The following is a 24,304-nucleotide window of genomic DNA, read 5'->3' on the forward strand; positions in this document are numbered from 1 at the left end:
CTTCGAACTCGGCATCGACAAAGCTTACGGCGCGCAAGAATTAACGACTCAGGACACTAGTACTACAGCGGCACCTATATGAGTGGGTAGCCACGTCGTTTGTAGTGGCTGAGGCGGGCTTGGTGTTGGCGTCGTCGGCGCCAGCACGACCAGAACCAGACATGGTCAGTGCTGGTTGTCGGCCGGAGGACCAGGCTGACGAGCAGGCGGCGAATCTCAGGTAACGTGAAGCCGATCACGCCTTGGCTGCCGTGAGTCGTTCCCCTTTTTTCGCAAGGGACCTGGCCACGGCAAGCCAGGCGTGGACGAGCATGGACAGGGTGACGTGGGCATACCAGGCCCGCCAGGAACGGACCTGATAGTGGTCGAGTCCGGCTTCGTTGGGCAGTGATTCCTCGGGTAGCGGGTCAAGGCTGCGGGGAAGAGGCCGGATATCAGGCATGGGCTGCTCGGCCTGCGGTGCGATCCGCAGCGGCGGGTCCGCGGTCATCGAAGACGTTGTTAACCCGCATTCGCAGGCCTGCCAACCGTCAGCCCGTGTTCCTGACATCTCAGGTCTGTAAGACCTGCAGAACAGGATGACCGCACGCACCGTGAGATCAGATGATCAACCCCTATTCGACGATCATGCTGCAGGGGACCCTAGAGAGCGTTGGCTCCTGTCGCGCCACCCCCGGCCCTGACGGCGGTCTTCGCGCGCTGGCGGGTGATCACACGTCGGCCGAGGTTGATCATCGGGATCTCCACGGTCGCGTAGAGGACACTCGCCAGCGCCAGTCCCAGTGCCGTGACCACGACGGACTGGCCCAGACCGGACAGGGCGGGCCAGAAGAAGGCGATGACGGTCGCGGCGATCGTCTGCACCAGATAAAGCGAGTACGAGCGCTCACCGACGAACTGCATCGGCTTCACCGACAGGAAGGTCGTGGCCGGTCCCGGCGCGATCATCGCTGTCAGCAGCACCGCCGTCGCGAGCGCGTACACCGGGATGACCAGCACGTGACCGGGGATTCCGTTGATCCCGTCGAGGAAACCGGCGATCGGCTTCACGCTCAGGTGCACCGCGACGAACCCGATCGCGACGACGACCTGCGCGAGCCGGTTCGTGAGCGGGCGCAGCACGGCGAACCCACGCGGGCTGTGCAACGCGATCGCGAGCAGCACGCCCGTCAGGATCGAGAAGTAGTGCAACGGCCAGCCGGGGTTGCTGTGCGCCGAGGTGAAGTTCACGACCACGAGCGCGAGCAGCATGCCGAGGGCGGCGGCACCCGCGCGGCGGCGCAGCACGACGGTGCCCAGCGCGATCGCCACCAGCGGCCAGACCAGGTAGAACTTCTGCTCGATGCCCAGCGACCACGACTGCCCGTACGGGCTCGAGCCCGCGAACTCGTTGGTGAACGAGAGGAAGTACGGCAGCGCGGGGCCGATGCCGTTGCTCAGGAACGTCCCCGCGACCGCGGACGCCACGACCGTCACGAGCAGGATCACGAAGTAGACGGGCAGGATTCTGAACGCCCGCCGCAGGTAGAACTCACCGAGGGAGATCCGGCCGGTCCGATGTTCCTCGCGCAGCATCAGCGTGGTGATCAGGAATCCGCTGAGGACGAAGAACATCTGGACACCGGCCCAGCCCTGGAGCCGGTCCGGGCCGCCGTAGTGGAAGAAGACGACGAGAACCGCGGCAATGGCGCGCAGGCCGTCGAGAGCGGGAAAGCGGCGCAACGCCAGGTAGTCGGCATGCGTCAACAATCTTTCACCGCCTCAAACAGACGACTGTTGGTGCAGTGTCACCAATTTATTAATGACCATAAAGGATTAGACTAATACGCGTCACCGATGTTCAACTTAGTCCACACCCGTGATCGACTTCATCCCGCCGTGTGTCGACATGGAAAGAGTCTGCCCGCGCAATCAAAAAGCTCCAATGGGCATTCCAAACCGAAACCCAGGTGCGCCAAACTCTGCCCGATCCCTATTCAGCAAAATTTCGACCTGAATCTCGCCAATTCGGCCACACTCGTCCCCACAGGCTGTTGTTCGAGCCTAACCACTGCAGTGCTGCCGTTACAGATCCGCTGAAACAGAGGCGTCGAAACCTCCATGCAGACTACCTTTCACCTTGAGGCTACATCGCTGCAACAGAACCACAGGTGAGCGAATCGTAGCCATGATGACACTTGTCTAGGATCTGTACTTCCCATTATGGGCAGTCGTACAGACGTGTCAAGTCTAGATAGATGTAGATAGAGCCGTCGCCTTCAGGGATGCGGCGGACCAGGTATGGCGGATGTCATGGTCGATCGGGCTTGTGATTCGGTAGAAGTTGTGCAGACACGGTCGCTGCGCGGCGTTCTAGGTCGAGCTGATCCTTAGCCCCGGGCTAGCATCCGCATCGAGCACGACTACCGCGAAATCTCAAGCGGGAGAACCGAGAACAGCGCCGTGCCAACGGAATCCCGAAGTTCGCGTTGGTTTCTTCCTGGCGGAGCTAGACCGCTCTCCCGCTGATCATCGACGCCTACAAGCACGAGTTCGGCCAACATCAAGATCGCTCCGAGCACCTAGTCTAGCTACGCCGCTCATTCTCGCCCGCCCTCGCGACGCACAGTCCGCGACGCGGTGGCACCGAGAAGCCCAAGGTGGCCCACAAGACAACCTACGGCGTTTACAGCGTGCGCAAGATCTATTCCGACCTGGGCAGCGAGGACAGGGCGCACCGCTATACCGTCGCCCGCCTCACGAAAGCCGCTGGCCTGCAAAGGTTTCCCGGCTGAACATCCCGCGCACCACGCGCAGCAGCAAGGGGAAGCTACCCGCGACCAGACCTTGTCACGCGACAGTCCGTTGCGGCGAACAGGCTGGTGGTGCCGTGCCGGATGTAGTCGAAACTCTGTCGCTCGGGAACCCCGGGCAGTATCGGCGCCGAGCGGTCCAGTGCCCTGGATTCCGGTCTTCTCGTCCACGCACAACACCACCGCTTTCGCGGGCGGGTCGACATAGAGGCCGACGACATCACGGACCTTGTCCACGAACAGCGAATCCTTGCTGATCTCGAAGGTGTCGATTTTGTGCGGCTTGAGGCCGAAGGCCCGCCAGATCCGTGAGACCGCCGACTGCGACATTCCGACCTGCGTGGCCAGTGATCGGGTCGACCAGTGCGTCGCGTTGGCCGGCTTGCTCTCCAGTGTCGTGACCACGATCTGCTCGACCTGATCGTCGGTGACGTGCGCGGCCGGCCCTGCCGCGGTTCGTCCGACAACTTGTCCAACCGGTCGCGCAGGAACCGGGCCCGCCAGGTCGCCACCGTCTGACGCCCTAGGTTCAACCGTTGCGTCAAAACGGTGTTTGACTCACCGGCCTCGGCACATGCCAGCACGATCCGGGCCGCAATGCCAGCGCCTGCGCGGTCGTTCGCCAACGCGTCCAGCCCTCCAAGACTCGACGCTCATCATCGGACAGGGTCAGCGACACCAATTTTGAGTTCGGCGCCAGCATAACTTAGTGCTGATGCCGAAATAAAGACTCAGGACACTAGTACTGCAACGACACTTGTGTATTCCGTGGATCATTCTATATATGGTGACTGATCTTGTTGTTGCGGAGTTGGATCGGCTGCAAGCGCGGATCGCGGACAGGTTCACTCGGTCTGAGCCTCGTGGCCGAGTGCGGGAGTATGTCTCTGGGCTGGTCGCGGGGCTGAAGCGCAAGAATTGCTGGACTTTGGCGGAGCAGGCGGGTGAGGCCTGCCCGGACGGGATGCAGCGGCTGCTGCGGCCGAGCGGCCTGGGATGTCGAGGGCGTTCGCGACGAGCTGCGGGACTACGTCATCGAGCACCTCGGCGAGCCTGACGGTGTGCTGATCGTCGACGACACCGGATTCTTGAAGAAGGGTGTGCGGTCGGCCTGCATGCAGCGGCAGTGTTCCGGCACCGCCGACGGATCGAGAACTGCCAGATCGGTGTGTTTCTGAGCTATGCCCCAGCTCGAGGGCATGTGCTCATCGATCGTGAGCTGTATCTGCCCGAGCCTTGGATCGCCGACCGGGATCGGTGTCATGAGGCGGGGATCCCCGGCGACGCGAAGTTCGCCAGCAAGCCCCGGCAGGCCATGGCGACGCTGGGACGAGCTTTCGATGTGTTCCGTTCGCCTGGGTGGCCGCGGACGAGGCCTGCGGCCAGGTGAGATATCTGCGGGTATGGCTGGAGGAGCACGACACCGCGCATGTACTGGCGACCAAGGTCAACGACACGGTGCCCACTACTGAGGGACGTGAGCGGTGGGTGGACGAGCTGATCGCCGCATTGCCAGCGCGGGCGTGGCGCGGTTGTCGGCAGGTGCCGGCGCGCACGGCCCGCGGGACTACGACTGGGCACGGGTACCGATCCGGATCTGCTGGCGGCCCGGCCGCGGGCACTGGTCCTGGCACGACGTTCGGTGAAGGATCCGACCGAGATCGCCTACTACGACTGTTTCGGGCCGCGCAGGTCCACATTACTGGACCTGGCGTGGATCGAGGAATGCTTCCAGCAGGCTAAGAACGAGGCTGGGCTGGATCACTACCAAATGCGCAGCTGGCGAGCCTGGTACGCCCACATCACCCTGTCCATGCTCGCGCACGGTCTGGCTCGCGGTCGCCAGATCCGTTGCCGCAAAGGGGGAATCGGCGTCAGCGAACAAGACATGATCGACTTAACACTACCCGAGATCCGTCGCTTGCTAATCAAGCTGTTCCTGCGCATCACCGGCACCGCCGAACACGTCTGGTCCTGGTCGTGCTGGTGCCGACGGCACCAGCACCAAGCCAGACTCAGTCACTACAAACGACGCGGCTACCTACTCACCTGAGTGCCGTTGCAGAACTAGACCATGACAGTTCGCCTGCAGCGAGATCGCTGCCGACCGGAGCGGGCAGTGAGTTCGCCGCTGGGGAGCACGCGTGCCTCGAAGGTCTGTGCTCGCTGCCAGAACGCGGCAGTAGGCAGGATTTTTCTATAGGCGAGGCGGGAGTTGTCGTCGACGGCGTTGTGCAGGTAGCTATAGCCGAAAAAGCCGCCTGAACAACCCATTTGATCGACAGGCAGGTGGAAGTGAATTGAGCCCAGCGTACGAACACGAAGTCGAGAGCCACCGCACAACCGGAGCGTGCTGCTCTAGCAAGTTTCTTACCGCTGCAACGTGTTCGACCCAGGCGCCGAGAAAGCAGAAGGAAAGCGCACATATTTACGCAAACGCAGCGAAATCAACACAGGCCACCTTAGTTTACGTCTCCAAGAACCTGAGAATCCTTTGGTTGACCTCATGAGGCTTCTCGAGGAAAGGGAAGTGACCGACGTCTTGCAAGAGGACGCCGTCCGAGCCAGCAGGAAGTGCGCTGATGATGTCGCCAAGGATCGCGTGATCCACTACAGGGTCTTCGCTACCGTGCAGGTAAAGGGTCGGCTGCGTAGGAAGCTCGGCTAGAAGCGTTCCCATCTTCCATCTGTCAGTTCCGAACGTCGCGGCGGGGAAGTTCTGGCGGTAAAGACTAAGCCCCGAGCGAAGGTTCTCCGGTGCACGCAGGGCATCCTTGCCCGCTTGCCGATCCGGAGCGGAATCGAAGCCGGGAACGATCCCGCTCCAGTGCATCCAGAGCCAATCGAAGTAAGCAAAATCATTAACAGGAATGAGCTGATCGGCGACGCTCATCTGAATAAAGTAGAAATGACTGTTTTTATGAATCTGAATGGGGTCGGCAGCCTTGCGCTCGTAGAACCGCACCGGCGGAACATCGGCCACTACGATCTTCGACCAGCGTTCAGGTGCGTGAGCGGCAGCGCCCCAAGTGGCAAAGCCGCCCCAGTCATGTCCGACGATCACCGCGTTCGAGTCAGCCTTAAGCATTTCATGCAAACTGTTGGCGTCGGCAATCAGGTCGCCCATAAGCATGCTTCCATCTGCTGGAACCTGCGTGGGCGCGAACCCACGCATTGCCGGCGCAACAGCATGATAACCTGCGCTGGCAAGCGCGGGCATCAGATGTCGGAATATGCTCGGCGCCTCCGGGAAACCATGCAGCAACAATGCTAATGGCCCCTCGCCCTGCTCTAGGTAGGCAAACTTGATCCCGTTAGCAGTGACGCGCTTATAACCCGAATTCACGCTTTAGACCTTCTTTCAACAGATGGCCGACCGAAGCAAGCTTTGCAGAGAATGTTCGATCTAGAAAATAGCAGAATTGGAAGAAACGATCCACCTAATACCTTGAGAGCACGAAGTACGGGATCGAGTGCTGCCCTTCGACCTCGCGCATACCGTGATCAAAAACCTTGAGGGTGCAGAACTAGCTTCGCAGATATCCAGAACCGATCGGCCCCATTTGATCGCAGACCACCAACTCGGCCGAATGATCAACTCATACTGGGGCACTCTGCGAAGATATTCTACGACCAGAACCACGGAGCCTGCGATAGACCGTCCTCCCGTATCGGCGGGAGTATGCGGAGCTGGTCTCGACCCCTTTGCGAGCAATGTGGACCTCGATGAGGAATACCGCACGGTCATCGACCGAAGCCGTCCCGCCACTCTGCGGGCGCTCTGCGAACCGCGGAATCAACGGCTGCGTCAACACCCACAGCTCGTCCAGCACCAACCAAGATCATGGCAAACCATGATCTCAACCCATGTAGGAAAATTGCCAGGTCAGTGCTCGGGCTCTATAGGGCTGTGTACGTAATGCTGTGAGACTTGTGACCAAGAACGTTCAGGTGCGATGCTCTTCGACCGCAGCTGCGGCCGCCTCTTGTCCGTCCTCCCGTAGCCCCTTGATCACTCCGTCAATATCGGCTACTAAGCGATTCTGGCTGAGCTTGAACTTGGCCTCGATACGATTAATAGTCAATTCGACTCCCACAATGGCACGAAGCTGACGATGAAGAAATCCAGGTGGCGCGTCGTCTACCGACCATGGGTGCGGCCGCTGAGCTTCATGCTTGTCAGTGAGGTGCCGCACCACATCGGCGAGCCAGTCAGGATCCTGGTGCACTATCATACTTCCATACACGTGCACTGTTATGTAGTTCCACGTGGGAACGACCCGGCCATGCTTTGCCTTAGAGGCGTACCAGGACGGTGTGATGTAGGAATCCGGTCCACGCACGATGACCAGTGCATCGCCGATCATAGGCAGACGCCACTGGTCGTTATTGCGTGCTAGGTGTCCCATAAGCTTGGCGCGTTCATGATCATAGTGGAACGGCAGCGTGGTTGCGACGAGGCCGTTGATCGTTGCGGTCACCAGATCGGCGGCGCCATGACGTGACAATAATGCTTGAACGGAGTCGTCATCGGGTGCGAAGTGAGCAGGAATATACATGGAACGATCCCGTCATGCAATGGATTCTTCACTTCATATTCGTACTGCAATGCGGCATCTCAGAATAGCCCGGTTAGAGCTATTTTCGAAACACCACTTCGCCCGCGTCCTCCGCGTCGCTGGTACTGCGTTAATGGGTTCAACGGCCGCCACAACACTCGATAACGAAGGTGTTGATGGACAGAATAGGTTTTGAGAATCGACCAACTCTGACCCATAACAATCGCTTACTCAACTTCAACAGCATGAAGAGCCGCCCGATTCATACGACTCTTCATGCTGACGCGAAGACCTGGCCGCCTCGAACTTCGGTGACGTGCGCTTGCCCGCCGCACCGTTCCGTCCTGCCGCTGTTCGCGGCAATAGTCTGACAGTGGTTGTCGTCCGCATACCTCCATGCGATGACCACGTTGATAGCGTAGTTGCAGTTGTTCCTAACGTCCACGTAGTTCCACCATCCTGCATCGCGGTTGGTTTTGGCCAGTCGGCCGGTGCGGCGGGGGCCGCAGCGGAGTTTGCGCAGGATCGCCAGGTCTTGAGCTGGGCGTTGGCGCGTTCGCCAGGGCCGCGCAGGCGGGCATGAGCGCGGTTGGCGGTCTTCTGCGACTGTTGCGACCCCTATACGGGGGTAACCACGTGCCGGCCGGTCTGGTCGTAACCGTGATAGCCCTTGTCTCCCAAGGCGATCAGCCCAGCCTGGCGCAGGGCGGCCAGGATGTTCCAGATCCGCGCCGCGGCGGTGTCGTGGGTGCTGCCGGGCAGGTCACCGGACACCCACAGGATCGTGCCGTTTGGGAAGGCGATCACCTGCAGGTTCATCCCGTGCATTCTGTGTTTGCCGGAGTAGAACGGGCGGTCGGCGGCGATCCGGTCGATCGAGATGAGCGTGTCATCGATCACCACGTAGGCGATGCCCTGGCGTTTCGCCTACCGCAGCGCCTCTCGCAGCTTCGCGGACCGCTGGGCCAGCAGCTCGACGGTGTCGTTGACATAGCGCCAGCACGTCGTAGCCGAGACCGCGAACCCGGCGCCCGCGTCGGCGAATGGCTCGCCTTTGCGCAGGTACCCAAGTATCAGTAGTGCCTGCTGTCCCGGGTCGAGCTTGCGCCACACCGACCCCAGCTGCTTGCGGTGAGCGCGGACCAGCCCAATTCGGCACGGAGTGACAAGGTGTCCGTTCGAATACGCACATTGTTCAGTCGAACCAACAACATTGAGCCTTTTTCATCCTGGGCTGGGTGGGTTGGCGGGCAAGGCTTCTTGCGGAGTAACAGGTTGATGAGCACCGGCGTGTCCACGCCTGGATGTGGCGAAGCCCCTGGTAGCAGAGCTTTCGGCCAAGATCGTTCTGCGGATACCAGGGCTTCACGTGTTGTTTTATCGTGCCGCGCTGCCGTTGTCACATTAGACCCTGACCTTCGTGCCTAGCAGCGCCCGCTGCGTTCGCCGAAGTCCGTGTCTTCCGCGGCACTTATCTGATCTGTCCGGGTCCGGGGGATCCCAGCCCGAAGTCGTTCCCGTAGCCGCGAAGTCAGCCCACATCTGCTGTACGGCTTCGTGGCATAGCGTCGGCTGCGCGGATGTGGTGGTCGCTGCCGTAGTGTTGCAGGCTGCTTGTCGTCGGGCGGATAGTCGTGGAGGTCCAGGATCCGGTGCATTTCGACCAGGAAGTCCGGGGCTGCCGAGGCTTCCCGTGGTCGTGGCCTGCCACGAGACGCCGCCGTCACACAGCTTCGACAACGACCAGGTCGCGAACGCGGTGATACCCCAGCCGGCGGGACGTCCGCGCGATCAGACAGATCCGCCCGCGAATCTGCCCACCGATCATCTCCGGCCGTCCCCTGGCTCCGTTCCGGGCCCAGCGCGTCGAACTTTTCCCGCCGAACACGTCCCGCACACAATCCTCACCGACCTGCAACAACCATCATCGACCTACACAACTCACACCTTTAACGCAGCAAACTGAGTTCTTCGGCAGGCAGTCTATTGAACCCCGCCTGAGGCACGATCTCGACCATGCATCCGTGGCACCATTGCGACGCTTGACCTCGAATTGAAGACAGGGCACATCAGCATCGTGTGATGGTCAGCAAATTCACAGCCTCCGGGTCGCTTCAACTTGGCCGATTCATCCACCTCGACCTTGGAGAGCGGATGTCAACGACCCGGAACTCAGCGGACTCGAGTGAAAACGATCTCAAAGTGCGGCCGACCGGGAAGGTTACGATCTGTCAGCACATCACCTTCGACCGTGACCAGGCCACGCCCAACGGGTTCTCCGGTGAAATCGCAGTTCGGCCGAGTCTCCGTGAAGTATCGATCGCCGACACGCGGACCAACTTGGCCATGACGCAGGGCGGTTCCGATGTCGTGATGGCAATGAACCTCTTCGGATTCACGCCATCTTGCTTGATGGTCATCTGAAACCGAATCTCAGAGTCAGCGCTGGCCCAAATGCCGATTACCGGGTCAGCGTACGAAGACCCCGAAGTGACAACTGCAGTTGGTGCTGGCTCGCTGCCTGCCGCGACAGCAGGTAGCGCGACGGCTCCGATGGCAAAGCAGAAAATGGCCGTTGCCGAAAGGATCTTGAATCTGGGATCGAACATGCGCAGCGTCCTGCTCTTTCCGAATAGTTCGTACACCGACTTGCCGTGTGCGACTAGCGGGTGGCGGCCGGTTGCTGAAGATGTCGGTCAGATGTTGGTGGGTCGTCGAGAGAAAGTTGACAGGTGCTCCTGTCACTCACAGGCACCTGTCGAACTCGAGCCGAAGCGCGACGGTTGTCAGCAAACCTCGCCATTAAGACTCTTCGTTATCGATAACACAGACCAACGAACCCTCGAACATGCCCGACAAGAAATGGTTTGCAGCCAGGAACGTGACGTCGACCAGTCAACATGCAGCGTCTGCGCCCCGATCGAGTATCAGTTCAGATCGCAGCGCACGTTCACGGTGAGCAGCATCGCCATGTCAGGGTGAAGCACCAGGTTTCTCCGCTCGTCGTCGAGGACCTCCTCGTCCGTTCGACTTCGAGCCGTGTGCGCACGGATGTCGAGGCGCTACGCCTTCTCAGTCATAGTGGCTGTGTGGTCAAGTGCGTTACCGATCTCCCACTGGTTCCCGAACGGGTCCGCCGCGCGGCCGCGCCGACGCCCTCGACTCGCTGCGACTGGCCGAATTATCACACCGAGCCTTCATATCGGATGCGCGAGGTTCACAACCCGACGAGGACTCAATCTCCGGAAATCGCCACGCCGGGCAATGATCACGACCGCACACGAATGTCGATGCATGCCCCTCTCATGCACTCGATGATTCCAACACGCCATGTAGGCCGAATATCTGCTCATGCCGCGGACCAGGCGCAGATCCTCGCTGAGCGAAGATCCAGCCGCTAGGCGCTCACATGTCAGTAACGGCCATCAGGGCAGCCGCGACTACTGGTGTGCACGGCCACTCGGGAGCCAGTCCGATTGAGTTTCACGGCCCCGAGCGCCTTGATCGGAAGTTCGGTTCATCTGGTTGAAGACGTCGACGGCCGGGTTCTTGATCAACCGTGTTCGACTGGCAATTTTCGCCGGTTGAACATCACGGTAGCGCGACAGCTGTTCGAGCCACATCGGCTTGACACATCACCGAACATCGGAATTCAATATTGTCGTAGTTGACTAGAACATTGGGGCGGTGGGTGGACTTTCATATCGACCGGACGAGCGGACTTCCCCCGTACCTGCAAGTTGTGCGGCAGGTGCGGGAGGCGCTGCGGCTCGGCTGGTTGGCACCGGGAGATCAGCTGCCGACGGTGCGCGATGTGGTGGCCCGCAGCGGCGTCAACGCGAACACCGTGCTGAAGGCGTACCGGGAGCTCGAGCTGTCCGGCCTCGTCGAGGGGCGTCAAGGCATGGGCACGTTTGTCAGATTCGGGCTCGGCTCAACCGATCCGAAGGTGATGGCTGTGCTGCGGGCGCGATTGGTCGTGTGGGTGCAGGAGGCATCCGAAGCCGGCCTGGAAACGGAAGACATCGTCGCGCTGGCGCGATCGGTAATCGTCGAAATGAAAGGAGTCACGGTCGAATGAGGACCGTTTTCGAGCCCTCATGCGCAACCGCTGTCGCAGTGCGGGCGCAGGAGTTGGGTAAGCGTTATGGGAACCAATGGGCGCTGCGCGACTGCACATTCGAACTCCCTCAGGGACGAGTCGCCGCGTTGGTCGGCGCGAACGGTGCGGGCAAGACGACGCTGATGAGCGTTCTCGCGAGCCTCCTCAAGGCCGATGAGGGATCGGCGCATGCGGTGGGTCGCGTGGCGTTCGTCTCGCAGGAGAAGCCGGTCTATCGCAACTTTTCCGCCGCCGACATGCTGCGCCTGGGCGCGCGGCTCAACATCGTGTGGGACCAGACGCGTGCCGTCCGGTGGCTGGAGCGCTTCGAGATTCCCTTGGACCGGGCTTGCGGCAAGCTGTCCGGCGGGCAGCACGCGCAGGTGGCGTTCGCGTTGGCCATCGGGTCCCGGCCTAGCGTGCTGATACTGGACGAACCGCTGGCCAACCTGGATCCGCTGGCGCGGCGCGAGGTGAGCCAGGAGCTGCTGAGCGAGGTGGCGGAGACCGGGATGACTGTGCTGTTGTCCACGCATGTGGTGGCCGAACTTGGGGGTGTGGCGGACTACTTGCTGCTGCTCGCGCGTGGTCGGCTGCTCAGCGGAGGCGATGTCGACGATCTTCTGGCAAGCCATGTCTTCATCACCGGCCCGCGGTCGGAGGTGCTACCTGTCGCTTCCAGCGCTGTGCTGCAGGCGCGCCACCACGACAACCAGTCGACATTCCTGCTCCGCCTGCCCGACAGGCAGCCACGGCCATTCGTGGGCCGACCGTGGTCGCAGCGAGCGGTGACCCTGGAGGACTACGTGCTCGCTCAGCTTCAATCCACTCGGAAAGGGGACGATGCATGAACGCCACGACCACGGACCGGCCGGTCGTGCGAACCCGAGTCGGCTGGACCGACCTTCTGTGGCTGATCCGCAGGCAGCACCGCTGGATGCTCGTGGGTACCGGAACGCTCGTCCTGGTCTGGATCAGCGCACTACTGCTCCTGCGGATCGCCGCCCCAGCCAGAGGACCGATGGGAACATGGGATTCAAATCCCCTGGTCGACCTCGCGAAGATCATGGGGGCTACGCCCATGATCTTCGGTCTCCTGATCGCAGTGTTCTGGGCAGCGCCGCTCGTGTCCCGTGAGTACGAGCAACGAACCACCACGATGGTCTGGAGCCAAGACATCACCTCAAGCCGGTGGCTGGCCAGCAAGATCGTTCTGCTGGGCTCCATCGCCGCCGGGCTGGCGGCGGCGCTCGGCGCGAGCGCGGGTTTCATGATGCGCGGGATCAACGATGCGAGGGACCGTCCAGCGTTCCTGGCTTTCTCCGAGGTGGGGTTGTTCGAGACTGCGCCGCACCTTCAGGCGGCGTACGCGGCGTTCGGGTTCGCGCTGGGACTCGCCATGAGTGCCATTACCAGGCGAACCGTCGTGGCGATGGCAGTCACCCTCGCCGTCTACGTCGGCGTCCGCATCCTGGTGATCGCGGGATGGCGGCCGTTCTACGAGGATCCCGTGCGACAGACCACGCCGATCCACGGCCAGCTGACCAATGGAGACACCATCGATCAGAATCCCTTGTACGTGGCCGGAGGTTTTCTCAACTCGGCGGGGGAGCCTGCCGAATTGCCGATTGAATGTTTGTCGAAAAATTCGCTGAGCGATGACGAGATCAACAACTGCTTCGCAGACGCAGGAATAACCCATCGATTCAACGACTATCAGCCTGCTGATCGGCTGGACTCCTTTCAGCTAGTTGAGACCGCTATCTTCATCGTTTTCACCGCAATCTTGATTGGCCTCGCCTGGATGTGGATCCGACGCTTCGGCCGAACGTGAGAGAACTGACGAAGCAAATTATTCTCGAATGATGTCGAGAAGATCACATGTCAACCGAAGTGGCACTGGAACGTTTGGCTGCGCAATTTTCTCGGCGCAACACTTTACCAAAGCGCCACGGGCCTGACTGATTGCTTCGGCAGGCCGCTGCAGCGCGAATGAACGCCGCATCCGGCTGCTCGAGGACAGCCTGGACATTGAACGTGCGAGGGCACCGGGACGATCGGCCTTGAGCTGGCGGACGAGCAGTCCACATTCGACGCTGTCCTGATCGCACTGGGGTGGTGGTGCACTCGCCACTGGTGTGGGATACGTCCTGAAGACTTTGGTCGTCGGAGCCGAGGTGATCTGCGTGCAGCCCACGAGCGCACCGGCGTTGACCCCGCTCCTGGCGCGAGCGCCGCCTCATCACCACCGAGTCGGCCGACACCATCGTGGACGGCGTCGCCGGACGGTTCCCGATACCCCAGGTCCTGGACGATCTCCTCGCGGTGGCAGACGACGCCGTCCTCGTCCGCGAGTCCTCGATCATCGACGGCATGCGGCTGCTCCCGGAGCACACAGGCCTTGAGACACGCACTCAGAGCGTGTCTTCGAACCCATGTCCATATAGGGGTGAGGGTGCGCAGAAGTGTCAGTAGTGCTTGCTGCTGAGAGCGGCTCAGGAGGTCGACCGCGTCGAGCAGCTGGCGTCGGCCCAGGACTGCCGAAGCTGTCACCGACCGCAAGATAGCGGGTCGTCGCTGCTCAGAGCTCTATAGCGAGACGTACTCGCGGATTTTGCCGCGCACGTGCGGCCTCGTTTCGCCGAGCGATGGTCAGCGTCGGGAGTTTCTTCGCGATCTGCAGCTCGGTCAGCGGTTTAGTGACTGGGACGTTGGCGTAGCCGCGGTCCTCGGTGCCCCATTTGGATAGATCCGCTTCGACGGCGCAGATGCGGGCGACGACTCCGTCGACGACGTAGACGATTGCCTTGAGTCGCCGCCAGCGGGCCGCGGCGACGGGGAACCACTTGCGGTCGGCGTCGAGCTGGACCTTCTCGCTGGCGCCGGTTTCGCCGTAGCGGCGATTGGTGTTCGGGCGACCTTGCGGGCGCGGGTGTTGCGGTAGACGACCAGGACACAGGCGCCGTCGTCGCCGTAGGCGTGCAGCTGCCGGTAGAGAGCGGTGCGGCCGACGTTGAAGGTCTCGGCGATCTTCTCGACGGTATGCTTGCCCGAGTCGTACATCTGCTGCGCGGTGTCGAGCTGGCGCTGCGGCGACGAGGGCCCGGCCACCGACGCGGCCGCGGGCTCGCGCGGCGGCGAGGCCGTCCATCGTGCCTTCGACGATCATCTCTCGGTCGTACTCGGCCAGTGCCGCGAGGAAGTGGAACACCAGCCGCCCGCCGGGGCTGGAGGTGTCGATGCCTTATTCCAGCACGACGAAGTCGACGTCGTGGCACCGAACCAGCGCACGAGCTTCAGCAAGTGTTGCTGGAAGCGGCCGATCCGCTTGAGCCGGATTACCACCACCTCATCGCCGGTCCGGAGCCGCTCAAGCATGGTGTCTAGCTTCGGGCGGGAGGAGAGCTTGCCGGAGACCTCCTCGATGAACATGTTCTCCTCGTTCACCCCGGCCGCGGCGAGCGCGTCGACCTGATGATCGGCCGGGCTCGTTTCGGCACGATCGCCGGTTCGAACGAGCCGTTCCGGTCACGCGGGACCTCGATCTCGACCGGACCGTTCCTCGTCGACACCGTCTTGGTGGACCTGCCGTTGCGGGAATTGCCGGAACCGTGGCCGGCCGGGTCGCCGGCCTCATAGCCCAGATGGCCTGTCATCTCGGCCTGCAAGGCCCGCTCCAGCATGGCTTTCGTCATCTGATTCAGCAGACCGTCGACACCGTCAATAGGCGTGCCCGCCGATTTGGCGTCTTTCAGCAACGCGTCGATCGCCTCGGGCGAGAACACCCCGCGAGCCGCCGCGCCGCCGTCTCGTCACCCTGACGAGGCGATGTGTCCTGAGTCACTCGGTGTCCTCTCCGACCGCCAGTCCGGCGCGTCGATCTTGGTACACCTCTGGCTTACACGGTTCGCGTGACACGTCCGGTCGCCCGACCGGTGGAGTGCCGTCTTCGGCCTCGACCAGTTTGCGAAGTTGAGCGAGGTGGGCCCGATAGTTCTTGCGCCCGAGGGCTGTCAAACGAAATTATGTGCGGGGACGCCTGCCGACAGTCCCTTTGCGTACCTCAAGGTAGCCGGCTTCCTGCAGAGCCCATGCATGCTTCGACAACATCGAATCGCTCAGGCCTGTGGTCTCCCGGACAGTGCGGAAATCCACCCATTGCGGCCCTGCGGCCAGGGCCGAGCAGATCGACAGCCTGGGAAGCGGGTGGATCAACGGGTCCAGTCCGCCGACCAGATCAGTCACTTACCACCCGTCCGCGATGTCCCGGCGAATTCCAGCGTTCACACGATACAGCTGGACGGCCGCCAGGCACCCCGAGATCACCGCGACCGCGACCGCGGCCCGGGGTGCGCCGCTCCAGCGGTCGTCCATCAGGAACAGCGCGAGTTCAACGAGGAAGCTGCCGCCGAACACCAGCACCGTCCCGAGAGCGTGCCGCTTCAACGCTGGATAGGCCGTGCTGCGCTCCACCAGATGCAACCCTGACCAACGCCGGAACAAGACCAGCATCGGCAGCAAGACGAAGGCGCCCACATACGCGTAAGGGAATTTCGAGATCCCCGCGCCCTGGTAGAAGTCTCGCGCCGTTGGCAGACCGTCTCCCATCAGCAGCGTCCATGACACGGCGACCAGCGCCAGGTACCACCAAGGGAGGCGAACCCGAGCGGCCATCGCACCCCGCTGTCGCGCGGCTTCGCCTAGGGCCTGCTTCGGATCGATCATCACGGATCTCCTGGACTAGAAATAGATTTCTAGTTAGAAACTAATTCTCTGAGGTGGATTCGGCAACAGTCGCCTGCAAGGGGGCGGAACCGTAGGCCCGCCCTGGGTCGCGGGGCGGGCTGGTCATCCGACGAGGTCGAGGTCGAGGCGGGTGTCCATATTCAGCTGGAACCGGCCGTAGGGATTCACGTTGGTCCAGAACAGCGCGTTCAGACCGCGCCGGTCCTCCGGAGTGAGTTTCTTCGTCCACACTGGATCGTCGAGGACCCGTTGCAGCAGCAGGGTGTTGATGTAGATCAGGCAGCTCTGCAGAAGGTGGAGCGCCAGCATCGACACATTCTCCTGATCGGCGCCGGTGAGCTTGCCGTCCTTGCCGTAGAACACGACCTCGATGGCGGAGCGGCGTTTGAGGTCCTCGACGAATTCCTGCGCCTGCAACAGTTTACCGAGCGCGGCGTAGTGCACGTCGCGGTTGTCCTCGAAGTTGCTGGGCAGGTCCTCCTCCGGGTCACGCCAACGTCCTGCGCCGACGACCCAGATCTCCTGGCGGCGCAGCGCTCCCGCAGTGTGGTCAGCACACAGCTCGTAGGAGATGCGTTCAACCTGGCCGTTCTCGTCGGTGACCCCGTCCCGCCACGCCTTCGGGACGACACCCTCGATCGGCGGATTGTCGCCTGGCCCGTAGACCTTGACCTTGCCGTCCACCGCCGCGTAGGAGCCGAGCAGTTTGACGGCGTCCATCACCGGGCCGGCAGGCGGTGTTGTTGCACTGGAAGTTCAGCGCCGCGAGCACCGGGGCGAGCATCCGCCGGTAGTGATGGTGTAGGAGCCGCGCAGCTGGTACCGCACCCGCTCGCGCACCACCCGGCTGCCAGCGAGGAGCTCCTTGACCAGTTTGCGCAGTGTCTTCTCCCCACCGGGCACCACCGGGCACCACCGACCCCACCGCCTCGCGGACCGGCTCGTCGGAATGGTCGAGCACCGCGTTGATCATCTTGAGGAAGATGCCTTTCTTCCCGGGTACCGTGGTCATCTCGCCGAGCAGTTCCTTCTCCACTCGCCGTTCCGCGCGGGCGTTGATCTTGTGCACCAGGTCCACCAGCAGACCGACGAGCGCGTCGGTGATCTCGGTTTGACGTCCCAGCACAACGCCGCCAGCAGCGTGTACCGCACCCGGCGCGGAGCACTCGGCGAAGTCCGAGGGGAACATCCGCGCCGCCCGCGACCGCCACGCCGCGACGAGGCGATCCGACACCCAGGCGAACACCTCGGCCGGCAATCCCAGCCCCCGCACGGTGCGCAGCTTCGCGATCTCGCCCAATAGCGTATCCAGCCCGAGCGGACCCGGATCGGCCTTCGCCTCCGCCAGGAAGCCCTCGGACTCCAGCAGCGTCTGCATCGCCGCGCACAGCGCTAGCCCCAGCCGGTCAACGATCAGCGCCGCGAACGCTGTCTCGTGCTGGCGCAGCGCCGAGCCGATCACCCGCTCGATCCGGCCCCCACTGGGCGGCTCAGCGCTCTCGCTGCGGCAGCGCTGCCGCAGTGCCACCTCGAGACGGTCCCGGTTCTGCTCCACCGGACACTGCTCGGCCGCCAGCCACTCCATCCACCGCTGCTGGTCCTCCACCGTGGCCGGGTGAAGCCCCAGCGCCTCGCGGACCTGCGCCCGGTGGTACTCGGCGGTGCGGTTGTGGAAGGAGTACTTCCCGAACTCGACCGGGTCGACCTTCACCAGCTCGGCTACGAACTCCACCGCCGGCGCGGGAACTGTTCACCGTAGCTGGGGAACTCGCCCGCGATCTCGAAGTACTTCAGCAGCAACGCGAATCCCAGCCGCGTCGCGCCGGTCTTGTTCCCCAGCAGCCGCCAGTCGTCCTCGACCAGCGTCCACGCCACGATCAGCTCATCGGGATCCCAATCCTGCTTCACGAGCGAGGAAGGTAGCCCCCCATAGCGGCGACATAATCGGGTGAGCGACACTCCGCTGCGCGGTCAAGACCACACCAAGATCACCGAAAACGTACCCTCGGTGTCCACATCAGACACCACGGAGACCGTCGACCCGTCAGCACAGACGATGAGTTCGGCAGCCGCGTGTCACGCGCTCCCCGGATCGCACAGAGGACGTTACCGCGCTGACCAGCTAGAACTCGCTACCTTGCGGTTGGTAACAGCTTCGGGAGTCCTAGGCCGCGTCGCAGCATGGTGTCCAGTCCGGCCTCGTCGGCGCGATCGTCGGCTGGTCGCGCGCAGCGCGATGCTCGGGTCGAGGGCGAGTGCTGCGGCGATCTGCAGGACGGTCTCGGTGGTGGTGCTCACCGGTTGTAGTTCGCCGTCGCGGCCTGGTTGCTGAACTGCTTCGAGTTGTCGCCAGCGGGATTCGGAGATGCCCGCGCGGCGTGCGGCTTCGCGGCCGGACAGCGTGAGGCGTGTTCGTGCGGTGCGCATCAGCTCGCCCAGCGTGTCGTTCATGGCCGACAGCATCTCGCGGCCGATGAGCGTGTTGTTCAGGCGGCCCAGGTGGCGCGGTTGCGGGCGGTGGTCCTGGTGAGCCGGCGTGCCATCAGCGCGATCGCGGACCAGATGAGCGCGGCTTCGGAATGCAGGGGCAGGCGTTCGGAGTCGCGGACGTTGCGGCGAGCGCGCAGCAGCCAGGACAGGGTGCGTTCGACGACCCAGCGGCGTGGCAGCAGGACGAAGCCGGTGGCGCCGGACGGGCGGTTCACGACGGTGATCCTCATGCCGAGGAACGTCTTGGCCGAGCCGACGAGTGCGCCGCTGTAGGCGGAGTCGGCGGAGACCTGCACGACATGCGGGCAGGTCAGGCGCACCCGGAAGAGCAGCTCGCGGGCGATGTCGCGGTCGGTCATGCTCGCCGGCACGACCATCATCGTCAGCGGCAGGCCACCGAGATCGACCACGACGGCACACTTACTCCCATTGATCTTCTTCGCGGCGTCGTAGCCGCGGCTGGCCTTGGCGACGGTCTCCGCGGCTTTCACCGACTGGGAGTCGATGACGACGGTGACGGCGCGGGCGGCGTAGCCGCGCGCTTGGCGGATGAGGTGCAGTCGCAAGCTGTTCTTCGTCCGAGTCTCACACTGAACGTCATGGAGCGAAACTGGAGCAGTACCAGGAGCGCAACGTCATCGAACGGCACTCAACGGCGCTGAACGGCAGCTAGTTGCGTTGGAGTTGTTGGGGTCCTAGTGTTTGTGCTGGTAGGAGTCCTTTGTGGACCAACCTGGCAGTGTGAGGGTCAGGGGTTCGAGTCCCCTCAGCTCCACAATTGGACACGGTATACGAATCGCCCGCTGACCTGCGTAAATAGGGTCGGCGGGCGATCTTCGTTTGTGTCCAGTGTGGACGGTTGTAGCCCTAACTGGAGCAAAACTGGAGCGGGGTCCCGAACGCCGCGAAATAGGGTCAGGAGTTTGCTCCAGGAGCGGACGCCCGTTCGGGTGGTATCGCGCAGGATCTTTCGTTCGGCCGTGGCCGTGGGGATGGTGCCGTTCGGTGTCGGTGCGCCTACGGGTCGCTGTTCGGCGGGCAGCGGGCGTTAGGGGTGCAGCTGTCGGCTTGGCGGTGATGGATGCGGATGTGGGTGGGAACGTTGTGGTCCCCCGCCCGCCCGTCGACGATGGTGTCGCTGTCCTTGAGCTACTGCGCAGGTCCTAGGTCGTTTGGGTCGGCGGGAAGAAGCCTGCGCGGTCTGATCCCTCGGTGCTGAAGGCGTACACGGTTGCGTGGGTGTCGAGGTGCTCGGGTGGGTCGCCGTTCTCGATGACAACTGTCTGGACTGGGAAGTCGTTGAGTAGCCCCTGGTAGAAGTGTTCGACCACGTTGTGCGTGAGCAGGACGTCTTGCTCGTGTGGCTCGCGGTACGTGAGTACAGGGGAGTCCAGCACGACGAATCCTGGGTGGGGCAGGTCCCGGGATGTGGTGTAAAGCGCGAGCGCCGCGGTGAAGGCCGCGTGGATGATCGACCGCATTCCCTTGCCGCGGGTGCCGCGCTCACGGCCGTCCACGATGATTTCCGCTGTGCCTTGGTTGTAGCTGACGTTGTTGTCTCCCGGGACCTGCCAGGACAAGAGGGTTTGTTGCACTAGGCGCTCGAACGTGAGCAGGTCCTCGGATCCGATTTCGTCGGTGGGCGAGGGCTGGGGATTGTCCGGTTCGGCTGACAGGTCGGCGCGGAGGTCTTCCAGCCGCTGGACTTGGGCGTGAATTGCCAGGTCGGTCTGGATCTGCGCTCGGACAGCCAGCAGCTCCCGGTTGTCACTGTCCATCGGCCGGAGGCGTTCTTCGAGGCGTGCGAGGCGTTGTTGGAGCGTCGCGGTCTCGCGTTGGTCGTTCGAATGTTCGTCGTCGAGGAAGCCGAGTTGGGCTTCGAGATCGTCGATCGTGGTCAGCAGGTCCTGGCTGAGTTCGGTGGTCTTACGGGTTTCCGCGGTGACGGCTGCCTGGAGCCGGGTGGTCTCGTGCACGTGATGATCGGCCCGTTGGTGCTCCGGTGCCGCGCCGCAGAACACGCAGATTCCGACGCGGAAGTAGCCGAGGAGCGTTCCTGCTTCGGCGACCATCTCGAGCCTGGCGAGGTCTGAGTCGTACTGCTGGTGCAGCAGGTGGAAACGCGCAACGAGTGTGCGCACTTCGCCCGCCCGAGCCCGGTTGTCGGTGATGCCGGCCTGGAGGACGCGCATCCGCTCCACGATGACGGACCGCTCGGAGACCAACTCTTCAATCCCCGATGACGCCTGGGCCAACGCGGCCTCTATCCGCTCCAGGCGCGTTCGCAAAGCAGCTTCACCCGACTCGAGGCTAAGACTGCCGCGAGTCTGGGCGATGAGCTGGTCGAGCAGATCGATCTTGCCCTTGCCGACCTTCTTCTCGACCTCGCTCGTCCCGGTGGCGACCTCCGGTTCGTCCCTGCCGGTCAACAGGTACCGGAACACGGACTTCTCCGCAGTGGCGTGGATGACCTGTCCGCTGGTCAGCACCGGGGACCGAGGGGACGCCATCTGCGTCTCGTTGATGACGCAGAGATGTGCGAGATGTCGGAAGCTCAAGGAGAGCTGCTCGCGGCGTGCGTTCTTCAGCACGCAGCGACCGTCGGCACCGCCCAGCCCGAGAAGATAGCGGGACAGACTGTTCGAGCTTGTCTTGCTGTGCTTGAAGTTGAACTCTCTCATCGGCTTTGCCGAGGTGAGCGTGCGGACATCGCCGTCATGGACAGCGACCTTGTTGCCTGCAGGGGTGCACGAGATCGTCACGATCCGCTTGTTCGCTAGACGCAGGCCCAAAAGGATCCGGGTGTAGCCGTCGGCTTCGGGGATCTGCTTGAGGCTGCTCGCCCCGAGCATGTAGTCGATGGCTTCGACGATGAAGGACTTACCGGTGTCCGATGCGCCGTAGATGACGGTAAGCCTCCGGTCGAAGTCCACGGCTGCAAACTCCTTGCCGGGGCCGACGAAGGTGAGGTGCAGCAGGGTGAGTGCGGTCACCGGTTCTCGTCCTCTCGGTCGTCGGAGACGGCAGCATCGAGGCTGTTCGCCCAGTCCTGGGTGATCCGGCGCATACCGATGCGCACGTCGGCACCTTCGTGGACATACGCGGAAGTGAGCCACTCCGCGCGTTCCCTGAGCCGAGCGAGATAAGGGGCTTCGAGCGAGGACAGGAAGCTGCCCGCTTCCTCGGTCGCGCAGTACAGAAACCCGTCCTCAGTGGCTGCCATGTCAGCCAGGCCGGCGCGCATTAGCACGACGAGTCCATCTTCGATGAGAGCACGGCGCAGGCCAGCTCACCCGGACCGACGGGGAGATCGGGCTGAAGGCTCGCCAGCCCGCCTTCGACATCGCCGCTGTGTAGCAGCGCGTGGTCGAGGTAAATGAGCTGCGCGACGTCCAAGCGCCGGGGGAACGTCTCCGTCAGCACGACGAGGGCGCGGAGACCGACTTCCAGCGGGCTGTTGAGGGGATTCACCCAGCCCCCTCCTTGCACCAGGTCAGCTTCTTGTCATGGGCCAGCTGATGGCACAACCCCTTGCAGTCACGACCCGTTACGTACGGAGCGAGAATGTTGCCGGGATTGGGCCGGTGATTGCCTGCCGTCTCAAGAACCGCGCTCAAACGGTCGTAGCCCAAGTCGTACTCGCGATCGTGCACATCGACGACGGCCTCGTAGAGGTCGTCCTCGATCGCCTCATATGTCGCGTAGGGAACGGCTTCCCGTGCGAACACCCGCAGAGCCTGGCTCGGCCAGCCCAAAACCGAGGCCTCTGCGCGCACCATCAGCCTCGTCCCGTTCAACGTCCGACTGCTGCGGATTCACCTCGCCACACACAAACACCCGCACGTATTCGTCGGCCCCGACGGCGGACTCCTGAGGCGCAGTAACTTCGCCCGCCGCGCCCAGCGCCCCGCCGCCGACGGCAACCTCCACGTCGACAACCCATGCATCCGGCTACACCCAGTAGAATCCGGCCTGACCTTCCACGGCACCCGCCACAGCCACAAGACCTGGATGATCGACGACGGCATCCCCGAAATCGCCCAGTCACTCCGCCTCGGCCACGTCATGCCCGACAAGATCCAAGAAACCTACTCCCACGTCGCCGCCTCCGTCGAAGCACGCCTACTGCAACGCCTAATGGAGATGCGTCCGTTCTTCGCATCCCACCCGTCGGATGATTCTCCTCGGTAGGGACGCGCCTGTATCTGCATCGTCCCGCCGGTGCTCGCGTCACCCCACGTCCATCAGGCGTTCGCCCCGCATGCCCGTGGCGGCATCGACCGGTTGGCCGGAAGCTGAGCTTTCGCCTGTCCCCGCTGCGGCTTGAACGAACCGAAGCCGTCGGCACGCGAGATGAGTGCTGGCCGAGACGTTTCACCAACTGGGCCTCGACGAGGTCGATCTGCTCGACCATCGCGGCGATCACTCCCCCTGCGCGCGGACGATGATGGCGTAGGCGCGTTGCAGGACGTCGGGCAGGCGGAGCTGTTCCGAGCTCAGGCCCCGTGTGAGTCCGCTCAGCTCGCTCATCAACAAGCCGCTTCCCGCCCGCCCGCTTCAGGGCTTCCAGGATCTCGACCCGCGAGAGCTTCGCCGCAGCATCGGGGTCCGGTGCCCGCTTGAGCAGATCGAGCACCTCGCTCGCGGCCAGGTCTTCACCGAACGCGGCCAGCGCAGCGAGAAAGAAGTCGCGTAGCTAGGCCCCCACGCGAGCGACCTGTCGTTGACGGTCCCAGATCAAGGTCTGGTGCGTGCGTGCGAGGAGCTTGATCGCCTCGGACAGGTCGCTGTCGCCCGCCACCTCGCGCGACATGGTGCGAATCCGTGCGCACCATGTCCGCCAACGACCTCGGTCGAGACTCTCTGTGTGACCACCGCGATGAGCGGCGTCATGACGACAGAGATCGCGCTTCCAGTCGATGAAGCCTTGACCGCGGATCACTAGAACCAGAGGTTCTTCTTGAGTCCTCAGGTCGGCGCCAACCTCGCTCAGCGCGGTCACGATTCAGCCGTCGGGAACATCAACACCGTCACGCCGACCCAGCCCGTGCTCGACGTTCGCGATTTGCGCGCGGCAGCGTGCAACTTCAACGTAGCGTCCCCTTCCACTGTCATGTAGTCCTTCCATGCCTCTGGCGGTACGCGGAGTTCGGCGTCCACTCCCAGAACAGCCCTCTACTGCGCCACGCGGAGCTCGTTGCACCGCAACAACCTCGCAGATCAGCGCGCGAAGAAACACCTCACAGTCCTCTGTCGACGGCACCGCGACTGGCTCCTCGCGCGGGGACGACCTCGATCCGTCCATTCCCACGTTTGGTACAAGTGGGCGCGACCGCCCCGCAGGTGCTCGCTGGCGTTCGCTGCGAGACGCCCAGCTCACGAGCCCCGTCGACACCCATCGCAACCCGGAGTCGCTGCGGATGAGCCACGGCCTGCGGCTCGTTGATCTCCTCGCTCGGCACTTCGGCACCCTGGCGCAGGACCGGCACGACTATCAAACAGTTCTTTTGTCAACGCTTCTCGAACCCTGACCCCGCTTGGGTCCTCGGGTTCTAGGTGTACTGACCTGAGAGGTTAGGAACGCGGCTGGCGGGTGGTAGGCCTTTGAGCGCGGT

21 protein-coding genes and 7 pseudogenes are annotated in these 24,304 nt (G+C 62.9%); 7 read left to right on the plus strand and 21 right to left on the minus strand.

Annotation, left to right across the window (positions count from 1 at the left end):
• Window positions 1–235: 235 nt before the first annotated feature.
• Window positions 236–382 (minus strand): annotated as a pseudogene (locus IEY88_RS43355) (IS701 family transposase); the annotation flags it as partial.
• A gap of 260 nt (window positions 383–642) precedes the next feature.
• Entirely contained in the window at window positions 643–1,749 is a 1,107-nt protein-coding gene (locus IEY88_RS43360) for an acyltransferase family protein (protein ID WP_189160734.1), read from the minus strand.
• 890 nt (window positions 1,750–2,639) lie between these two features.
• On the opposite strand from IEY88_RS43360, the gene IEY88_RS45225 reads away from it, so the two are divergent.
• Window positions 2,640–2,774 (plus strand): hypothetical protein, encoded by a 135-nt coding sequence (locus IEY88_RS45225; RefSeq protein WP_268241300.1) that lies wholly within the window; start codon window positions 2,640–2,642, stop codon window positions 2,772–2,774.
• A 65-nt stretch (window positions 2,775–2,839) separates the two neighbouring features.
• Here the strand turns inward: IEY88_RS45225 and IEY88_RS43365 are convergent.
• Window positions 2,840–3,495: pseudogene (locus tag IEY88_RS43365) on the minus strand (IS630 family transposase); the annotation flags it as partial.
• Window positions 3,496–3,576: 81 nt separating this feature from the next.
• On the opposite strand from IEY88_RS43365, the pseudogene IEY88_RS43370 reads away from it, so the two are divergent.
• Window positions 3,577–4,684 (plus strand): annotated as a pseudogene (locus tag IEY88_RS43370) (IS701 family transposase).
• A gap of 575 nt (window positions 4,685–5,259) precedes the next feature.
• Here the strand turns inward: IEY88_RS43370 and IEY88_RS43375 are convergent.
• The 4 genes and pseudogenes from IEY88_RS43375 to IEY88_RS43385 form a co-directional block, all read right to left on the minus strand.
• Window positions 5,260–6,138: an alpha/beta fold hydrolase gene (locus tag IEY88_RS43375; protein ID WP_189160735.1), complete on the minus strand. Its 879-nt coding sequence runs from the start codon at window positions 6,136–6,138 to the stop codon at window positions 5,260–5,262.
• A gap of 601 nt (window positions 6,139–6,739) precedes the next feature.
• Window positions 6,740–7,351 carry an FMN-binding negative transcriptional regulator gene (locus tag IEY88_RS43380; RefSeq protein ID WP_189160736.1) on the minus strand — a complete coding sequence of 204 codons (612 nt, stop codon included), beginning with the start codon at window positions 7,349–7,351 and terminating at the stop codon, window positions 6,740–6,742.
• Window positions 7,352–7,625: 274 nt separating this feature from the next.
• Window positions 7,626–7,796 carry a hypothetical protein gene (locus IEY88_RS45805; protein ID WP_505744132.1) on the minus strand — a complete coding sequence of 57 codons (171 nt, stop codon included), beginning with the start codon at window positions 7,794–7,796 and terminating at the stop codon, window positions 7,626–7,628.
• Between the two features lie 30 nt (window positions 7,797–7,826).
• Window positions 7,827–8,503: pseudogene (locus tag IEY88_RS43385) on the minus strand (transposase family protein); the annotation flags it as partial.
• Window positions 8,504–9,433: 930 nt separating this feature from the next.
• Here IEY88_RS43385 and IEY88_RS43390 point away from each other — a divergent pair.
• The 4 genes from IEY88_RS43390 to IEY88_RS43405 all read left to right on the plus strand — a co-directional run bounded on the left by IEY88_RS43390 (window position 9,434) and on the right by IEY88_RS43405 (window position 13,287).
• Window positions 9,434–9,775, plus strand: a complete 342-nt coding sequence (locus IEY88_RS43390; RefSeq protein ID WP_189160737.1) for a hypothetical protein — start codon at window positions 9,434–9,436, stop codon at window positions 9,773–9,775.
• A gap of 1,267 nt (window positions 9,776–11,042) precedes the next feature.
• Window positions 11,043–11,432, plus strand: a complete 390-nt coding sequence (locus tag IEY88_RS43395; protein ID WP_189160738.1) for a GntR family transcriptional regulator — start codon at window positions 11,043–11,045, stop codon at window positions 11,430–11,432.
• On the plus strand, window positions 11,429–12,304 hold the full coding sequence (locus IEY88_RS43400) for an ABC transporter ATP-binding protein (RefSeq protein ID WP_189160739.1): 876 nt from the start codon (window positions 11,429–11,431) through the stop codon (window positions 12,302–12,304). Before IEY88_RS43395 ends, IEY88_RS43400 begins: the two co-directional genes overlap by 4 nt.
• Window positions 12,301–13,287, plus strand: coding sequence for an ABC-2 membrane transporter-related protein (locus IEY88_RS43405; protein WP_189160740.1), 987 nt, complete (start codon window positions 12,301–12,303; stop codon window positions 13,285–13,287). The genes IEY88_RS43400 and IEY88_RS43405 overlap by 4 nt, the downstream gene beginning before the upstream one ends.
• Window positions 13,288–14,141: 854 nt before the next feature.
• On the opposite strand, the gene IEY88_RS45690 is transcribed toward IEY88_RS43405, so the two are convergent.
• The 13 genes and pseudogenes from IEY88_RS45690 to IEY88_RS43470 all read right to left on the minus strand — a co-directional run bounded on the left by IEY88_RS45690 (window position 14,142) and on the right by IEY88_RS43470 (window position 22,468).
• Window positions 14,142–14,516: a helix-turn-helix domain-containing protein gene (locus IEY88_RS45690; protein ID WP_373294308.1), complete on the minus strand. Its 375-nt coding sequence runs from the start codon at window positions 14,514–14,516 to the stop codon at window positions 14,142–14,144.
• A 273-nt stretch (window positions 14,517–14,789) separates the two neighbouring features.
• Window positions 14,790–14,885, minus strand: a pseudogene (locus IEY88_RS45695) (recombinase family protein); the annotation flags it as partial.
• Between the two features lie 50 nt (window positions 14,886–14,935).
• Window positions 14,936–15,238 (minus strand): annotated as a pseudogene (locus IEY88_RS43420) (transposase); the annotation flags it as partial.
• 238 nt (window positions 15,239–15,476) lie between these two features.
• Window positions 15,477–15,698 carry a transcriptional regulator gene (locus IEY88_RS45230; RefSeq protein WP_268241301.1) on the minus strand — a complete coding sequence of 74 codons (222 nt, stop codon included), beginning with the start codon at window positions 15,696–15,698 and terminating at the stop codon, window positions 15,477–15,479.
• On the minus strand, window positions 15,699–16,178 hold the full coding sequence (locus IEY88_RS43430; protein ID WP_189160743.1) for a hypothetical protein: 480 nt from the start codon (window positions 16,176–16,178) through the stop codon (window positions 15,699–15,701). It lies immediately after the preceding gene.
• Window positions 16,179–16,301: 123 nt separating this feature from the next.
• Window positions 16,302–16,883: a Tn3 family transposase gene (locus tag IEY88_RS43435; protein ID WP_189160744.1), complete on the minus strand. Its 582-nt coding sequence runs from the start codon at window positions 16,881–16,883 to the stop codon at window positions 16,302–16,304.
• On the minus strand, window positions 16,777–17,931 hold the full coding sequence (locus IEY88_RS43440) for a DUF4158 domain-containing protein (protein WP_189160745.1): 1,155 nt from the start codon (window positions 17,929–17,931) through the stop codon (window positions 16,777–16,779). Before IEY88_RS43440 ends, IEY88_RS43435 begins: the two co-directional genes overlap by 107 nt.
• Window positions 17,919–18,107, minus strand: coding sequence for a DUF4158 domain-containing protein (locus IEY88_RS45810; RefSeq protein WP_189160746.1), 189 nt, complete (start codon window positions 18,105–18,107; stop codon window positions 17,919–17,921). Before IEY88_RS45810 ends, IEY88_RS43440 begins: the two co-directional genes overlap by 13 nt.
• Window positions 18,108–18,305: 198 nt before the next feature.
• Window positions 18,306–18,650 (minus strand): helix-turn-helix domain-containing protein, encoded by a 345-nt coding sequence (locus IEY88_RS43450; RefSeq protein WP_189160747.1) that lies wholly within the window; start codon window positions 18,648–18,650, stop codon window positions 18,306–18,308.
• Between the two features lie 35 nt (window positions 18,651–18,685).
• Window positions 18,686–19,255: a transposase gene (locus IEY88_RS43455; RefSeq protein WP_189160748.1), complete on the minus strand. Its 570-nt coding sequence runs from the start codon at window positions 19,253–19,255 to the stop codon at window positions 18,686–18,688.
• Window positions 19,256–19,852: 597 nt separating this feature from the next.
• Window positions 19,853–21,682, minus strand: coding sequence for an ATP-binding protein (locus tag IEY88_RS43460; RefSeq protein ID WP_189160749.1), 1,830 nt, complete (start codon window positions 21,680–21,682; stop codon window positions 19,853–19,855).
• Window positions 21,679–22,178, minus strand: a pseudogene (locus tag IEY88_RS45355) (ABC-three component system middle component 2). Before IEY88_RS45355 ends, IEY88_RS43460 begins: the two are co-directional and overlap by 4 nt.
• Window positions 22,157–22,468, minus strand: a complete 312-nt coding sequence (locus IEY88_RS43470; RefSeq protein ID WP_189160750.1) for an ABC-three component system protein — start codon at window positions 22,466–22,468, stop codon at window positions 22,157–22,159. Before IEY88_RS43470 ends, IEY88_RS45355 begins: the two are co-directional and overlap by 22 nt.
• Window positions 22,469–22,700: 232 nt before the next feature.
• Between IEY88_RS43470 and IEY88_RS43475 the strand changes: the two genes are divergently transcribed.
• A complete protein-coding gene (locus IEY88_RS43475) occupies window positions 22,701–22,880 on the plus strand; it encodes a hypothetical protein (RefSeq protein WP_189160751.1) in 180 nt (59 codons plus the stop codon).
• 505 nt (window positions 22,881–23,385) lie between these two features.
• Here IEY88_RS43475 and IEY88_RS43480 read toward each other — a convergent pair.
• Window positions 23,386–23,691: a hypothetical protein gene (locus tag IEY88_RS43480; RefSeq protein WP_189160752.1), complete on the minus strand. Its 306-nt coding sequence runs from the start codon at window positions 23,689–23,691 to the stop codon at window positions 23,386–23,388.
• Window positions 23,692–24,304 lie beyond the last annotated feature (613 nt).

The organism is Lentzea pudingi, from assembly GCF_014646255.1.
Lineage (GTDB): Bacteria > Actinomycetota > Actinomycetes > Mycobacteriales > Pseudonocardiaceae > Lentzea > Lentzea pudingi.

Bases quoted from the DNA above. Each gene is read 5' to 3' on its own strand.
- IEY88_RS43380 (WP_189160736.1), bottom strand. From the start codon at position 7,351: ATGTATATTCCTGCTCACTTCGCACCCGATGACGACTCCGTTCAAGCA.
- IEY88_RS43390 (WP_189160737.1), top strand. From the start codon at position 9,434: ATGGTCAGCAAATTCACAGCCTCCGGGTCGCTTCAACTTGGCCGATTC.
- IEY88_RS43400 (WP_189160739.1), top strand. From the start codon at position 11,429: ATGAGGACCGTTTTCGAGCCCTCATGCGCAACCGCTGTCGCAGTGCGG.
- IEY88_RS43405 (WP_189160740.1), top strand. From the start codon at position 12,301: ATGAACGCCACGACCACGGACCGGCCGGTCGTGCGAACCCGAGTCGGC.
- IEY88_RS45690 (WP_373294308.1), bottom strand. From the start codon at position 14,516: ATGTACGACTCGGGCAAGCATACCGTCGAGAAGATCGCCGAGACCTTC.
- IEY88_RS43430 (WP_189160743.1), bottom strand. From the start codon at position 16,178: ATGATCGATCCGAAGCAGGCCCTAGGCGAAGCCGCGCGACAGCGGGGT.
- IEY88_RS43450 (WP_189160747.1), bottom strand. From the start codon at position 18,650: ATGAACGACACGCTGGGCGAGCTGATGCGCACCGCACGAACACGCCTC.
- IEY88_RS43470 (WP_189160750.1), bottom strand. From the start codon at position 22,468: ATGGTGCGCGCAGAGGCCTCGGTTTTGGGCTGGCCGAGCCAGGCTCTG.
- IEY88_RS43475 (WP_189160751.1), top strand. From the start codon at position 22,701: ATGATCGACGACGGCATCCCCGAAATCGCCCAGTCACTCCGCCTCGGC.